The 14,743-nt window shown below is 60.9% G+C and carries 12 protein-coding genes and 2 tRNA genes; 5 read left to right on the top strand and 9 right to left on the bottom strand.

Annotation, left to right across the window (positions count from 1 at the left end; genetic code table 11):
* Positions 1-35: 35 nt before the first annotated feature.
* From ACYQ1P_RS10325 to ACYQ1P_RS10310, 4 genes are all read right to left on the bottom strand, one after another.
* Complete coding sequence (locus ACYQ1P_RS10325; protein ID WP_460020277.1) at positions 36-776, bottom strand: DUF2497 domain-containing protein; 741 nt, start codon at positions 774-776, stop codon at positions 36-38.
* 45 nt (positions 777-821) lie between these two features.
* Complete coding sequence (locus ACYQ1P_RS10320; RefSeq protein ID WP_460020276.1) at positions 822-2,216, bottom strand: TolC family outer membrane protein; 1,395 nt, start codon at positions 2,214-2,216, stop codon at positions 822-824.
* 174 nt (positions 2,217-2,390) lie between these two features.
* Positions 2,391-2,723 carry a rhodanese-like domain-containing protein gene (locus ACYQ1P_RS10315; protein ID WP_460020275.1) on the bottom strand — a complete coding sequence of 111 codons (333 nt, stop codon included), beginning with the start codon at positions 2,721-2,723 and terminating at the stop codon, positions 2,391-2,393.
* 83 nt (positions 2,724-2,806) lie between these two features.
* Entirely contained in the window at positions 2,807-3,460 is a 654-nt protein-coding gene (locus ACYQ1P_RS10310) for a protein-L-isoaspartate O-methyltransferase family protein (RefSeq protein ID WP_460020274.1), read from the bottom strand.
* 234 nt (positions 3,461-3,694) lie between these two features.
* Between ACYQ1P_RS10310 and ACYQ1P_RS10305 the strand changes: the two genes are divergently transcribed.
* The 4 genes from ACYQ1P_RS10305 to ACYQ1P_RS10290 all read left to right on the top strand — a co-directional run bounded on the left by ACYQ1P_RS10305 (position 3,695) and on the right by ACYQ1P_RS10290 (position 8,258).
* Positions 3,695-3,769 (top strand) — tRNA-Asn (locus tag ACYQ1P_RS10305).
* A 9-nt stretch (positions 3,770-3,778) separates the two neighbouring features.
* Positions 3,779-3,852 (top strand) — tRNA-Cys (locus ACYQ1P_RS10300).
* A 198-nt stretch (positions 3,853-4,050) separates the two neighbouring features.
* Entirely contained in the window at positions 4,051-6,729 is a 2,679-nt protein-coding gene (locus ACYQ1P_RS10295; protein ID WP_460020273.1) for a bifunctional acetate--CoA ligase family protein/GNAT family N-acetyltransferase, read from the top strand.
* Positions 6,730-6,956: 227 nt separating this feature from the next.
* Entirely contained in the window at positions 6,957-8,258 is a 1,302-nt protein-coding gene (locus ACYQ1P_RS10290) for a TolC family outer membrane protein (protein ID WP_460020272.1), read from the top strand.
* 27 nt (positions 8,259-8,285) lie between these two features.
* Here the strand turns inward: ACYQ1P_RS10290 and ACYQ1P_RS10285 are convergent, their stop codons facing one another.
* From ACYQ1P_RS10285 to folP, 5 genes are read right to left on the bottom strand one after another with little or no spacing between them, the layout of a single operon-like run.
* Positions 8,286-9,248 (bottom strand): threonine dehydratase, encoded by a 963-nt coding sequence (locus ACYQ1P_RS10285; protein ID WP_460020271.1) that lies wholly within the window; start codon positions 9,246-9,248, stop codon positions 8,286-8,288.
* A 59-nt stretch (positions 9,249-9,307) separates the two neighbouring features.
* Entirely contained in the window at positions 9,308-11,125 is a 1,818-nt protein-coding gene (locus ACYQ1P_RS10280) for a sensor histidine kinase (protein WP_460020270.1), read from the bottom strand.
* A gap of 44 nt (positions 11,126-11,169) precedes the next feature.
* A complete protein-coding gene (thiD, locus tag ACYQ1P_RS10275; protein ID WP_460020269.1) occupies positions 11,170-11,970 on the bottom strand; it encodes a bifunctional hydroxymethylpyrimidine kinase/phosphomethylpyrimidine kinase in 801 nt (266 codons plus the stop codon).
* Positions 11,967-13,313 carry a phosphoglucosamine mutase gene (gene glmM, locus ACYQ1P_RS10270; RefSeq protein ID WP_460020268.1) on the bottom strand — a complete coding sequence of 449 codons (1,347 nt, stop codon included), beginning with the start codon at positions 13,311-13,313 and terminating at the stop codon, positions 11,967-11,969. The genes thiD and glmM overlap by 4 nt, the downstream gene beginning before the upstream one ends.
* 60 nt (positions 13,314-13,373) lie before the next feature.
* A complete protein-coding gene (gene folP / locus ACYQ1P_RS10265) occupies positions 13,374-14,195 on the bottom strand; it encodes a dihydropteroate synthase (protein ID WP_460020267.1) in 822 nt (273 codons plus the stop codon).
* A gap of 182 nt (positions 14,196-14,377) precedes the next feature.
* On the opposite strand from folP, the gene ACYQ1P_RS10260 reads away from it, so the two are divergent.
* Positions 14,378-14,665: a GIY-YIG nuclease family protein gene (locus ACYQ1P_RS10260; protein ID WP_460020266.1), complete on the top strand. Its 288-nt coding sequence runs from the start codon at positions 14,378-14,380 to the stop codon at positions 14,663-14,665.
* Positions 14,666-14,743 lie beyond the last annotated feature (78 nt).

The raw sequence follows: 14,743 nt of genomic DNA, 5'->3' as shown, positions 1-14,743 counted from the left end.
CACCGGAGACGCTGTCTGAAATACCTTGTTCCGACTTAGCGGTCCAGACGTTCGGCGCGATTGATCATATGATCAATCTCTTTCTTGACCAGTCGCTCAATCAGATAGGGCAGATTTTCATCCAGCCATTCCTTGAGCAACGGGCGCAGAATCTCACGCACCAGACCCTCCAGGGTCAGATCCCCTCTCCCGACAGCCACATCGCGCTTACTGAGCAGTTCGCGGGCTAGATCGGCCAGGGCGTCGGTGGAGCGATGGGCCGCCTGACTGGAGACGATGCCGGGGGCCGCCGCGACCATGGCCGGGGTCAGTTCCAGCACATCCGACTGGGGGGCCGCCGGTCGGGGAGCCCGGGGCGGTGGTGGTGGCGGTGGTGCCACCGGCTCCGGTTCGTATTCGGGTTCCGGTTCGTATTCGGGCTCCGGTTCGTATTCGGGCTCCGGTTCCGGTTCCGGTTCGTAGTCCGTCTCGTCCTCGAAATCGATTTCCGCGTCATCGCCAGACGAATCGAACAGGGCATCCAGGTCATCCTGAGACAACGAGGCTTCCTCTTCCTCCGGCTCGGGTTCCGGCTCCATTTCGGGCTCGGGCTCGGGCTCGGGTTCGGGCTCGGGTTCGGGCTCCGGTTCGGGCTCGGGCTCGGGCTCCGGTTCCGCTTGCGCAACCTCCGCCGCAGGGGCGTCGTCGTCCTCGCCGTCTTCAGAGAGGATGCGCCGGATGGAAGAGAGAATATCCTCCATCGACGGTTCTTGTTGGGCGGTGTCCTCTTCGCTCATCAGATTCTCGCATTCCCTGTTCGGACGGACCCGCACACTCGGAGGTTACTCTCCGGCGACAGTTCCCATCCCTTCGCCATCACCAGTGCTTGTCCCGCCGAACCACTTATCCCGCACTTCTTCGTAGTGCTGTTTCGGGTCGTACGGTGCCACCGGCAGCCCAAGTCCCACAGCCGTCATCTGACCGACGGCCGCCTTCAAATTGTATACTGCCACCATTTCATTGCGCTGCGCACGCACCAAGGAGACCTTGGCGTTGAGCAGTTCCTGCTCGGCATCCAAAACATCCAGAACGGTCCGCGAGCCGACGGTCGCTTCCCGCTGCACCCCATCCAGGGCCACTTCGGCGGCCTTGATCTGGGCCTCGATGGACTTGATGCGAGCCCGACCGGAACTGAGTTCCTCCCAGGCCCGGGAAGCACTCTCGATGGCATCCCGGCGCGCCTGCTCCAGGGTCATCCGTTGCTGGCTCGCTTCCTGACGCGCCGCCCGCAGCCGGGAATAGACTGAACCGGACTGATACAGCGGCACCGAGAGGGATACCTTGGCTTCGAGATTGTTGTTGGACGAGGTTTCAGAGACCGAGTCCAGGGATCGGCTGGCGGTGCCCGACAGGGTGACCGTCGGCAGCAACTCGCCCTTGATCAGGTCGATATTGTGCATTGCCGCCAATTCGTCCTCGGATGAGGATTGCACCGAGGGATTGGCGTCCAATGCCAGAGCCAGCGCCGCTTCCAGCGATTCCGGAAGGCCGTCCACTACCGGCGGCTTCTCCAAACCTTCGGGCATCTGGCCGATGATATTGGCGAAATTGGCCCGCGAGACTTCCAGGTCCCCTTCCGCCTGAATGCGATCCGCCACCGCGCCGGCCAGCCGGGCTTCCGCTTGCGACACATCGGTCCGGGTGATTTCACCGACCCGGAAGCGGTCCTGGGTTGCTTCCAACTGACGCTGCAAGACGCTTTCGTTGCTGATGTTCAGATCGACCACGGCCCGGTCGCGCAACACATTGAGGTACGCGGTGGCCGCATCGAGCAACACATTTTGTTCCTGCACCAACAGATCAGCCCGCTGTCCGCGCACTTGGGCCTCGGCCTTATCGGTCTGGGCCAGGGTCCGGCCGCCCCGATAGAGAGGCTGCGAAACGGTGGCGCTCATGCTCATGGGTGAACGATATTGATCGCGCTGGGTCCCCGCGCGGGAATTGAGGGTATCCCTTTCCTTGGCCACGTCGGCGCTGACCGAGACAGTCGGCCGCCAGTTGGAAATCGCCTGGGACACCAATTCATCGGAGGCCCGCAGGCTGGCCTGCTGGGATTTGAGGGTAGGATTGTTGCCGTAGGCGGTAATCAACGCCTCTTCCAGAGTCATACCGGATGCCGCGCCCCCCTGGGCCGCAAAGCCCAGCGCAACCGCCAACACCACAGGAAACCGTTTCATTGCATCAACTCCCACAGGCACCGTTCGCAGGCGCGACTCCGGCGCATTCTCGACCCATGTCCCGACCTCAGCTTTGGGCAGGGTCGGACTCCTCACAGGAGATTAGCCGCACCAACAACGGATTACAATAGAACCAAGTACTTGATGAGTGGTTAAGATATGGTATAGGGCGAATCAGTATGTGGCGCAGGAAATGTCCACCTGGCGCGCCCAGGCATCAATGCCCCCTTGCAGGTTGATCGCATTGTCCACCCCCGAATGGCGCAGCCATTGGGTGGCATGCAGGCTGCGTACCCCATGATGGCACATCACCACCAAAGGCTTGTCCCGGGGCAGTTCCTGAAGCCGTTCGGGCAAATTGCGCATGGCGATCTTTAGACTGTCATCGAAGCCACAGATGGCGACCTCCCAGGGTTCCCGGATATCGAGAACGTACAGGTCCTCGCCCTGATCGAGCAATTGCTTCAGTTGATGAACATCAATATTGAACGGAACCGACTGGTCCAAGGCACGTCTTCCTTATCACTTACGCGACCGCAATCAACGGGAATCCCATCCCGGGAAGCGGCCGACGGCAGGGTGAGTCTATACTACAGGGAGAATGTGGGGGCTTTACCGAACTCCGGCAAGGGGGGAATGCCGATATCGAACAATTCCCGTCGGGAATTCAATCCCTGGTTCCGAGTCACCAGCACCGCCCGCCCCAAACCGGCGGCAGTTTCGACCACCGCCACCAGCCGACCGCCTTCGGCCAACTGGGCGATCAGCGCCGCAGGGATTTCTCCCACCATGCCCTCGACCAGGATGACGTCATAGGGTGCCTGACGGGCCGCAGCCTCGATCAACGGACCTTCGACCACGGCCACCGTGTCGCCGCCTTTCTCGGCCAGGATCTTGGAGGCCTGGGCCGCCAGATCCGGGTCGCTTTCCACCGCCACCACCGTGTTGGCCAGACGCGCCAGCACCGCCGCCCCATAACCCAGACCACAGGCCAGATCCAGAACCACGTCGGTGGATTGAACCGCCGCCGCCTGAAGCATCCGCGCCAGCGCCATGGGCTCCATGAGCCCCCGATCTCGGCCCAGGGAAATGCTGTCATCCATGTAGGCGACGCCGCGCGCCCGTTCGGGCACGAAATCCTCGCGCGGCACCTGGGCCATGGCCTCCAGGACCAAGGGGTCGGTGACCCGGTTAACCCGAACCTGGTTCTCCACCATATTGTGGCGCGCGACCGCGAAATCCATCTCAGACCCCCTCGTCCTCATGCATTGGATCAGGGCTTTATAATCTCCATGGGCAACGATGACAACGCCTGTCGCCGTCCAGCATCCGAACCGGGACCTGAAGGGCTGCCCGAAGAGGTCATTTTTTGCGCATCGGGCGCTTGACCATCCCGAACACAGCCTCTATGTTCCGTTCCCTATCGCTTCGCGGACCAAGCAGTTTGTTCGAATTCGCGGGCCGATGGGCCAGGATATTCCGGTGTAGCTCAACGGTAGAGCATGCGGCTGTTAACCGCAGGGCTGTAGGTTCGAATCCTACCGCCGGAGCCAATCCTTCCCGGCGCGGTGGCGGAGTGGCTACGCAGCGGCCTGCAAAGCCGTGTACACCAGTTCGAATCTGGTCCGCGCCTCCAAATCCCCCCCCCTTTTCCCAGTCCTTCGTATTTGGCCTCCGCGCAGGGGATTGCGAATTATTTCGCATATGCACACATACTTTATATTTATGTTACAACAAACAGGCTTACATCACAAAGATATCATATTGCATCGCACAATATATACGCCTAAACTTGTGGCAGATCCTTCCTCATTTGATACGGATGGCAAAAGCCATGACCACGAGAAATTTCGAGAAACTTTTCATACCCACCTCGGTCGCCGTCATTGGGGCCTCCAATCGCGAGGGTTCGGTCGGAGCGCGGGTCATGACCAACCTGTTGCAGGGCGGGTTCAAGGGCCCGATCATGCCGGTCAATCCGAAACATACCTCGGTGGCCGGGGTCCTGGCCTATCCGGACATCAAGAGTTTGCCGCTGGTTCCGGATCTGGGCATTGTGCTGACCCAGGCGGAGACCGTGCCGACGATCATCGATAAATTAGGGCAGTTGGGCACCCGGGCCGCCGTGGTGGTGGCGGCGGGCATGTCTGCTGCCTCGAACGAACCGAACCGCACGTTACAGCAGGAAATGTTGGAAAAAGCACAGCGTTACGGCATGCGCCTGCTCGGCCCCAATTGCATCGGCGTGCTGGTTCCCGGCATCGGCCTGAACGCCAGCTTCGCCCATTTGCCCGCCCTGCCGGGCCGAATCGCCTTCGTCTCGCAGTCCGGGGCACTCTGCACCGCCGTTCTGGACTGGGCACAGGCCCATGGCATCGGCTTCTCGCACTTCATTTCCCTCGGCGACTGTGCCGATGTGGATTTCGGGGACGTGATCGACTACCTGGGCAGCGATCCGAAGACCCATGCCATTTTGCTCTATATCGAATCAATCCACAAACGGCGCAATTTCATGTCCGCCGGTCGGGCTGCCGCCCGCAACAAGCCGATCATCGTGATCAAATCGGGCCGGGTGGCCGAGGGGGCCCGCGCCGCTGCTTCCCATACCGGGGCCCTGGCCGGAGCTGACGACGTTTACGATGCCGCCTTCCGCCGCGCCGGCATGCTGCGGGTTGATGATATCGGCGAGATTTTCGCCGCCGTGGAAACCCTGGCCCGGGCGCGCAAGCTCAAGGGTGATCGTCTGGCCGTGATGACCAATGGCGGAGGCATCGGCGTCATGGCGGTGGACGATTTGATTAGGGCCGGTGGTCGCCTGGCCCACCTGGGAGAAGAAACGATCTCTCAATTGAACGCCGTTTTGCCCTCCAACTGGTCCCATGACAATCCGGTGGATATCATCGGCGACGCCCCGGGCGCGCGCTATTCCAATGCCGCCCAAATCCTTCTCAATTCAAAAGAAGTGGACGCCCTGCTGGTCATGCATGCGCCGACCGCCACGGCGGACAGCGTGGAAGCGGCCCGGGCGGTCGTCGATGTCGCCCGGGGGACCAAGGCCAACATCCTGACCAACTGGGTCGGTGAAATGGCCGTGGCACCGGCCCGCAAGGTCTTTTCCGAGGCGGGCATTCCCACCTACGCCACCCCGAGACGGGCCATCGAGGCTTTCATGCATATGGTCAACTACCGGCGCAACCAGGAACTGCTGATGGAAATGCCGCCCTCGGCGCATTCCGAGTTCACGCCCGCCGCCGCTGCCGCCCGATTGGTGGTGGAAAATGTGCTGGCCAATGGTCATGACATCATGAGCGAGCCGGAAGCCAAGGCGGTGCTCGCCGCCTATGGCGTTCCCACCGTGGAAACCCATATCGCCACCAATGTCGACGGCGCGGTCGCCCTGGCCCGGCAGATGGGGTTCCCCGTCGCCTTGAAAATCCTGTCACCGGACATCAGTCACAAGTCGGATGTGGGCGGCGTGGATCTGCATCTGGATTCGGCGGAAGTGGTGCGTGCGGCGGCCGAATCCATGCTCAGTCGAATCTCCGAACGCATGCCGGAGGCCCAAATCCATGGCTTCAGCGTGCAGAAAATGGCCATCCGCCCCGGTGCGCACGAGTTGATCATCGGTGTCAGCACCGATCCCATCTTCGGTCCGGTCCTGTTGTTCGGCCAGGGCGGAACAGCGGTGGAGGTCATTGGCGACCGCTCCATCGCCCTGCCGCCGCTGAACATGAATCTGGCCCGCGACATGATTTCCCGCACCCGTATTTCGAAATTGCTCAAAGGCTATCGGGATCGTCCGGAAGTGGACATGAATGCCTTGTGCCTGACCCTGATGCAGATTTCGCAAATCGTCGTCGATATTCCGGAAATCGTCGAACTGGATATCAATCCGCTGCTGGCCGACGAAAACGGCGTGCTGGCCCTCGACGCACGAATCCGCTGTGCCGCCGCCACCGGCGACACCATCCAGCGGTTGGCCATCCGCCCCTATCCGAAAGAACTGGAAGAAAATTTCACCATGCGTTCGGGCGGCAAGGTCAGATTGCGCCCCATCCGCCCCGAAGACGAGCCGGAGCATCACGAGTTCATCTCCAAGCTCTCTCCCGAGGACATCCGTTTCCGCTTCTTCGGGCAAGTGGACAGCCTGCCCCATTCTCAGATGGCCCGGCTGACCCAGATTGATTACGACCGGGAAATGGCGTTCATCGCCACCACCGAACGGACCAACGGCGATGATCCGGAAACCCTCGGCGTGGTGCGCACGGTGACCGATCCCAACAACGAACGGGCGGAATTCGCCATTGTGGTGCGCTCTGATCTGAAGGGACAGAAGCTCGGCTGGAAGCTCCTCGACAAGATGATCGCCTATTGTCGGGCCAGGGGCACCCGCGAAATGGTCGGCCAGGTCATGCTGGAAAACCGCCGCATGTTGTCGTTGACCGAACGCATGGGATTCAAGCGGCGCAACATTCAAGACGAGGGCGTGGCCGAGCTCACTCTGACATTATAAGCGCATATCCGAAAGCTGTTGCCATTCCGCAACACTTACGGCGCCAAATCCAGAGCCCCGATTATCAAACTAACACATTGTAAATAAATAAAATAACAAGAACACCCCAGACCTGATCCCGGTCTGGGGTGTTTGTGCGTGTTGTTTTGCATGCCACAATTGCTTTTGACCTGATCCCGGCCTTTGATTAGATTATAAATTCGCTAGAGAAGATCGAGGGGACTCCGTTGAAACAGATTCGTCGCACTATGGTCGGCATGTCCGTCCTTACCTGCCTGATGGCGACGTCTTCGGTGGTTGCCGCCCCGTTGAACGAGGAACTCAAGGATCTGGTGGCCAACCACCCGAGGGTGCTCAGTTCCCAGAAGACCATCACGTCCTCGGATGAGGCGGTCAACGCGGCCCTGGGCGGCTATTATCCCACGATCGCCCTTTCGGGAACCTACGGCTTCGAGCACATCAACAACCCGACCCGGCGCAGCACCAACCAGGACCCCTGGGATCTGCCGCGCCAGGAATTCGGCGTGACCCTCACCCAGAAGCTCTATGACAGCGCGCTGCCGGCCTCCGTGCGTTCGGCCCGTTTCAGCAAGCTCGCCTCCGAAGTGGATTCGGAAAAAACCACCCAGGAGACCATGCTCGAAGGCATCAAGGCCTATGTGGATGTCCTGAAGCTCAGCCAGTTGGCCGCCATCGCCCAATCCAATGTGGCCACCATCCAGGAACAGGCCGATCTGGAAGACGAACGGGTGCAGCGCGGCTCCGGGATTTCCCTTGATGTTTTGCGCGCCAAATCGCACCTCAAGGACGCGCACCGCCGGTTGGTGGAATTCCAGCGCCTGCAAGAAGAGGCCATTGCCAAGTTCTACCAGACCTTCGACAAGGCCCCCGAAATCGCCGACATGATCGAACCGGAGCCGCCGCTGGACCTATTGCCGCCAACGGTTGAGGAATCCATCGAGGCGGCGCGGGTCGAAAATCCGTCGATACTGTCCGGCGACGCGCTGATCGAAGTCGCCGCCGAGAACAAGCAGGCCCAATCCGCAGGCTATCTGCCCACGGTCAATCTGGTCGGAGCCGCCAACTACGAAAAAGACAACAACGTGGTCCTCGGCATCCGTCGCGATGCCTCGGTAATGGTGGAAGCCAGTTGGGAAATCTTCAACGGTTTTGCCACCCGCGCCCGCGTCGCCCAGGCTGCCGCCGACTACGGCGCCGCCAAGGACAACAAGGATTACGTCCTGCGCAAGGTCGAAGAGCAGGTCAAGATCGCGTGGCACGAACTGCAAACCTCCCGCGAGCGTCTGGAAATTCTCGAAAACGCGGTGGTCATCGCCCAGGAAGTGTTCGATTCGACCCAGCAGCTGCGTGAAGAGGGCAAGGAAACCGTCCTCAACGTGCTGGATGCCGAACGGGATGTCTATCTGGCGCAGTTGGAACGGATCATCGCCAAGTACGACACCAAGATGGCGGTTTATAACCTGTTGTACGGCATCGGCCGTCTGACCCTGCAAAACCTGGACAACTAGGCGCTCAAAGTCGCCCCGTCTTCGAACTCAGGCCCCCTCCAGAACGCGGGCCATCAGGGTTTTGTCCACATTGCCGCCGGTCAGAATCAGCCCCACCTTGCGGCCTTGCATCCGGTCCTTTTCCTTGAGCAGCGCGGCCAGGGATGCGGCCCCCGCCCCCTCGGCCAGATTATGGGTATCGGTGAACATGTGCCCCATGGCGGCCAGAATCTCCGCTTCTGAAACGCGGACGATCCGCGCCACCCCATCCAGGATGCTTTCCAATGCCGCCGGGTCCGGTATGCGGCAGGCCACGCCGTCGGCCAGCGTATCCGCCGACTCGGTGCTGATAGCCTGTCCGGCCTCGAAGGATTGGGCATAACAGTCGGCCTGCTCGGCCACCACGCCGACAATCCGCGTGGACAGACCCAAGGCCCGCCGCGCCGACATCAGCCCGCAGATTCCCGACCCCTGGCCGATGGCCACATAGACCGTGTCCAGATCCGGCACGGCCTGAAACAGCTCCATGCCATAGGTGCCCACCCCGGCGACCAGATCCGCATGGATGGCGCGCACCGGATGCAGTCCCTCGGTGATAGCCAGATTCATCGCCTGATCATAGGCGGCCTGAAAATCGTCCCCATGCTCAATCAGATGCGCCCCAAAGGCCCGCATGGCGGCGTTCTTTTCCGGGTTGTTGCCGCGCGGCACCACGATCACCGCCCGCAGCCCGAGCCGGGCGGCGGCCAGGGCCAGACTCTGACCGTGATTGCCCCGAGTGGCAGAGATCACGCCGCCGATGCAAGGCTGGGTCTGCCGCAGCCTGGTCAGATAATTGAGCCCGCCGCGGACCTTGAACGCCCCGATGGGGGTATGGTTTTCATGCTTCACCCAGACCTCGCAGCCGCTGCGTTGGGACAGCAAGGGCCAGGAAATCTGCGTCGTCGGACTCATGTGCTGATAGACCACCCGGGCGGCGGCAGACAGATCTTCTTCGGAAACCAAGGTCATGACGGCCATCCATTGGGGGGGAAAAGAAGGTCGCAGTATCGGCAACCCGAGGCAGGCGATCAAGCCCCGCGGCGCAAAATCGAGTCCTTTGGTGTCGGGTGCCGCAAGCGGTTTTCGGGAAACAGCAAAATGATCCGCGTTCCCTGGTTCACCGCGCTTTCCAATGTCAGGCTCCCTCCGTGCATTTCCACCAGTCGTTTGGTCAGGGGCAATCCCAGGCCGACCCCGTGGTGACGCCGCGAAAGAGGCCCTTCCACTTGCACGAAAGGCTCCAGAATACGCTGCTGATCCTGGCGGCTGATCCCCACGCCGGTATCGGAAACTACCAATCTGAGATCCCCTGTGCCAGTCCACTCGGCGGCGAACGTGACCTGTCCGCCGGGCGGCGTGAATTTGATCGCGTTGTTGAGCAGGTTGACCAGAATTTGCTTCAAGCGCCGCTCATCGGCCAGTATTTCGGGCAGTGGGTCATCCAAACGCCTGTCCAACTGAAGTTGCGCCTTGGCCGCCGGACCTTCCATCATGCGCAGCGCCGTCCGTGCCACATCCTCGAAGGACAGCCATTCCTCATAGAGGCTCAACTTACCCACCTCGATCCGGGAGATGTCCAGGATATCGTCAATCAGAGTCAGCAAATGGGTTCCCGACTTCTGAATGTCTCCGGCATAGTCCCGGTAGCGATCGGACAACGGCCCAAATATGCCCATGGTCATGGCTTCCGAAAAGCCGATGATCGAGTTCAACGGCGTGCGCAGCTCATGACTCATCAGCGCCAGGAACTGACTCTTGGCCTGATTGGCCTGTTTGGATTCCTCCATGGAGAGCTGCAATTCGTGCGTCCGCTCCTCGACTCGCTGACGCAAATTCCATTCGTTGGATTCCAGCCGATGGGCCTGTCGCGCTATCACCCAGGCCGACAGGCCAATGGCCAGGGTCAGGGCCAGCCCAACCAGCAGCCGGATCAAGGTTTCCTTTCGCCAGGGTGCCAGGACAAGGTCCTTGCGTTTGGAAAAAAGCACCACGATGGGAACGTTCGGCAATGACTGAAAAGCCAACAGACGTTCGAAACCGTCGATCAACGCCACGGCCTCGAAGTAGCCCCGGGATGAATGGGGCAAATGTTGTTGAAACAATGGCCCGTGCTTGAAGGATTTGCCAATCAATTGCCGGGAAGCGGGCACATGCCCGAGCAAAATGCCATCGGTGCGGGCCATGGCAATCGCCTCCCCCTCGCTGAGATCGAAAGAGCGCGAAAAACCCAGGATATCGGTCAGGTCCAGGGTAGCCAGAACGACTCCGGAAAAGGTGCCGTCATGGTCCTTGCGGGCGCGCGACAAGGGCACGAACCAGCGCTGATCCAGACGCCCCTGCAAGGGTTCGCCGACGAACAGCGGTGCCCCCTCCGTCTCCCTTTCAGACTGCTGCAGGAAATGACGAAAATAGGTCCGGTCCGAAACATCGACAGGTTTTTTCGGCAATACCACATTGCCATCGCGGCCGACGAAGGCCGACTGGAAGAGCAGGCCCGTCTGGTCCACCACATCAAAGGAGGTCACCCCGGGAGACTGCCGCACCATGTCGGCCAACATATCAACTACCGTCGGATCAAATGGCGTCAATTCCGGAGTCGCATGAAAATACTCCGCCAAATGTTTGAGGTTGCCGTCAACATTGGCAAAAACCATTTGCGCATAGGCCCCGATTACATCGACAAAATTTTCTGTGCTGGCCCGGGCGCGATTCAAGACTTCCTGGCGGGACTGCAAGATTTGATATCCGAGGGCGATCCATAGCACCAGAATCACCAGCACGAAGACCCCCATGGTCCGGGACTTGAGGGTCGTGCCCCAGGAGGTTACCGGTGGGTTGCCGCGCATGATGCCCTAAAAGCCCTCGCTCATCGTGCCGTGAAGATCAACGTCTAAGGGGCAGAGACCGTATGTCCGTGATTCAGCGGCCCCTGTCCCTGCCCGAGACCAGGGGCGGTTTCAATGGCCAACTGCACATAGCGCCGCGCGCGGGTCACCGCATCGACCACCGAAAGCCCCTGCGCCAATCCCGTGGCGATGGCCGAGGCCAGGGTGCAGCCGGTCCCATGGGTGTGGCGCGTCTCGATGCGCGGGCTGCTGAAGGTGCGACTCACCTTTCCCCCTTCCATCAGACGATCAATCACCGTGTCGCCAACCAAATGACCACCCTTCATGAGCACGGCCTTGGCCCCCATGGCACTGAGCAACCTGCCCGCATGTTCGACGCTTTGCGCGTCGGTGACGGAAATTTCGGTCAGCACTTCGGCTTCCGGCACATTGGGCGTCAGCAGGCTGGCCCGCGAGAGCAACAGCGACTTGAGCGCCGAGACCGCCGACTCTTCAAGCAGCGTGGCCCCGCCCTTGGCCACCATCACCGGATCGACCACCAGCGGCACATCCGGCGCATGGCTGTCGAGAACCTCGACCACGGCCTCAATGACCTCGGGCCGATGCAGCATGCCGAGCTTGATGCAGTCGGCCCCGATATCCTCCAGAACGGCAATCATCTGGCGGGCGATAAAGTCCGGGGGAACGTCAAGAATTCCGCTGACCCCCATGGTATTCTGGGCCGTCAGGGCGGTGATGGCGGTGGCGGCATAGCCGCCGAGACAGGTCACCGTTTTCAGGTCGGCCTGAATGCCGGCCCCGCCGCCGGAGTCCGACCCGGCAACGATCAGCACCCGACCCTTCATGGAGCGCTGCCTTCAATGGCCGTGCAGATATCAGTGACCACGGAGGTGATCAGGGAATGGTCCTCGCCTTCCGCCATCACCCGGATCAGCGGCTCAGTGCCCGACTTGCGAATCAGCAGGCGCCCGGTCCCATTGAGTTTCGACTCGCCCTCAGCAATGGCCTCCTTGACCGTCTTTTCATCCAGCGGCTGACCGCCGGAGAAGCGCACGTTGCGCAGCAACTGGGGCAACGGATCAAACAGACGACAGGCCGAGCTGGCCGGGTCGCCGCGCTGCTTGAGCACCGCCAGCACCTGCAATGCCGCCAACAGGCCATCGCCGGTGGTGGCATGGTCGCCCAGCACGATATGCCCGGACTGCTCGCCGCCGACGTTGAAATCGTGCTCGCGCATGTATTCGACCACATAGCGGTCGCCAACCTGGGTACGGTGCAAATTCAGCCCCCGACTCTTCAAGAAGCGCTCCAGGCCCAGATTGGACATCACCGTCGCCACCAACCCGTCGCCATGCAGCAGACCGTCCTCGGCCCACTGGGAAGCGATCAGGCCCATGATCTGGTCGCCGTCCACCAGGGTGCCCTTTTCATCGGCGATCAGCACCCGGTCAGCGTCGCCATCAAGGGCGATGCCCACATCGGCCTTGTGGGTGATGACCTGGACGCGCATGGCCTCGGTGGCCGTGGAGCCGCAACCATCGTTGATGTTGGTGCCGTTTGGCGAGACGCCCAGCGGAATCACCTCGGCCCCCAGTTCCCAAAGCACTTCCGGGGCCACCTTGTAGGCCGCCCCGTTGGCGCAATCTATGACCACCTTCAGACCATCCAGACTCAAACCGCGCGGAAAAGTCCGCTTCACGTATTCCGTATAGCGCCCGAGCACATCCTCCAGCCGTCGCGCCCGGCCCAGCCGTTCCGCCGGGGCCATGCCTTCGCTGGGATCGGAATTGATGCGGGCCTCAATGGCCGCCTCGTCTTCGTCGGAAAGCTTGTAGCCATCGGGACCGAACAGCTTGATGCCATTATCCTGAAAAGCATTGTGGGAGGCCGAGATCATCACCCCCAGATCGGCCCGCATGCTGCGGGTCAGCATGGCGATGGCCGGAGTCGGCATCGGACCGACCAGTACCGCATCCATGCCCATGGCCACGAACCCGGCGGTCAGCGCCGGTTCGATCATGTAGCCGGACAACCGGGTATCCTTGCCGATCACCACCCTGTGGCGATGGTTGCCGCGCCGGAAATAGGCCCCGGCGGCCATCCCCACCTTGAGCGCCACCTCGGCAGTCATGGGAAACGTATTGGCCGTCCCGCGAATGCCATCGGTGCCGAAAAGCTTGCGTGTCATGTGATCATCCCTCGATTTCAGGGCCAAGAAATAGCAAACTAGCACAACTCGGACAATCTCTCATCCTTCCAATGCCTGCCACACCGTCATCGCCTGACGGGTCGCCGCCACGTCGTGCACTCGAAAGATTTCCGCCCCCCGCCCGAGCGCGAACAGCGCTCCGGCAACCGACCCGGGCAGGCGATCCTTGGGTTGCGCATTGCCGCTCAACTGACCGATCAGGCTCTTGCGGGACAACCCCAGCATCAAGGCGCAATCGTCCACCCGCAGGTTCTCCAGATGGCGGATCAGTTGGAGATTATGTTCGACCGTCTTGCCGAAGCCAATGCCCGGATCAACGCAGATATTGGCGCTGATCATACCCGCCGCCCGACAGGCCGCCACCCGTTCGGCCAGGAAGGCCCGCATCTCGCCCACCACATTGTCGTAATGGGGGTTCTTCTGCATGGTCTGCGGCTCGCCCTGCATATGCATCAGCACCACCGGCACCTCCAGCCGCGCCGCCGTGGCCAGGGAGTCCGGGTCGCCGGTCAGGGCCGTGACATCGTTGATGATTTCCGCCCCGGCCCGAATCGCCGCCTCCATCACCCGGGCATGTCGGGTGTCGACGGAAATCACCGCCCCGTCATTGGCCAGCGCCCGGATCACCGGCAGAATACGCGCCAGTTCTTCTTCCTCCGACACCGGGGCCGCGCCGGGACGGGTGGACTCGCCGCCGATATCCAGAATATGCGCCCCCTCCTCGCGCAGCCGTCGCCCATGGGCAATGGCGGTCTCCGCCGTCGGATGGTCGCCGCCGTCAGAGAAGCTGTCCGGGGTCACATTGACGATGCCCATGATGACAGGCTTGTCGAGCAGAAAACCGGCGAATTCGCGAGTCATGGATATGCCTATTCCTCTGTATTTCCTCGAAAGCGCGGCTGAGACAAATCAAACTATTTTCTAAAATCTGATCTCGGCATCCTGCAACAGACTATACATTATACGCCACTGTCATGGCCGTGCTTGACACGGCCATCCAAGTCTCATTTTCGAATACCTTAATTTCGGCATAGGATTTCAACATGCCTGGAGCTTGGGTCTACATTATGACGAATAGACCGTACGGCACTCTGTATGTGGGTGTGACCAGCAACCTTCCACGACGTGTTTGGGAACACCGGGAAAGTGCGGCAGACGGATTTACCAAACGCTACGGCTTGAAGCGACTCGTCTATGCCGAACCTCATGAGGAAATCCGAAGCGCGATTCAGCGTGAAAAGAACATAAAGCACTGGCCCCGAGCTTGGAAGGTTCAATTAATTCTCGGCGCAAATCCAGAATGGAATGACCTTTACGACCAGCTGGGCTGATAGACTGGATGGCCGTGTCAAGCACGGCCATGACGCGCCTGTATCTGTACATGGCCTCCCTCCATAGAACGAAACCCC

The sequence above is a fragment of the Magnetospira thiophila genome (assembly GCF_054657015.1).
The sequence above is the reverse complement of the archived record's forward strand: the minus strand, read 5'-3'. Positions and strand labels throughout refer to the sequence as shown.

Excerpts from the sequence above, each read along its gene's own strand:
- ACYQ1P_RS10260 (WP_460020266.1), top strand. The coding sequence starts at position 14,378 with ATGCCTGGAGCTTGGGTCTACATTATGACGAATAGACCGTACGGCACT.
- ACYQ1P_RS10285 (WP_460020271.1), bottom strand. The coding sequence starts at position 9,248 with ATGACCTTGGTTTCCGAAGAAGATCTGTCTGCCGCCGCCCGGGTGGTC.
- glmM (WP_460020268.1), bottom strand. The coding sequence starts at position 13,313 with ATGACACGCAAGCTTTTCGGCACCGATGGCATTCGCGGGACGGCCAAT.
- ACYQ1P_RS10310 (WP_460020274.1), bottom strand. The coding sequence starts at position 3,460 with ATGGATTTCGCGGTCGCGCGCCACAATATGGTGGAGAACCAGGTTCGG.
- thiD (WP_460020269.1), bottom strand. The coding sequence starts at position 11,970 with ATGAAGGGTCGGGTGCTGATCGTTGCCGGGTCGGACTCCGGCGGCGGG.
- ACYQ1P_RS10295 (WP_460020273.1), top strand. The coding sequence starts at position 4,051 with ATGACCACGAGAAATTTCGAGAAACTTTTCATACCCACCTCGGTCGCC.
- ACYQ1P_RS10325 (WP_460020277.1), bottom strand. The coding sequence starts at position 776 with ATGAGCGAAGAGGACACCGCCCAACAAGAACCGTCGATGGAGGATATT.
- folP (WP_460020267.1), bottom strand. The coding sequence starts at position 14,195 with ATGACTCGCGAATTCGCCGGTTTTCTGCTCGACAAGCCTGTCATCATG.
- ACYQ1P_RS10320 (WP_460020276.1), bottom strand. The coding sequence starts at position 2,216 with ATGAAACGGTTTCCTGTGGTGTTGGCGGTTGCGCTGGGCTTTGCGGCC.
- ACYQ1P_RS10280 (WP_460020270.1), bottom strand. The coding sequence starts at position 11,125 with ATGCGCGGCAACCCACCGGTAACCTCCTGGGGCACGACCCTCAAGTCC.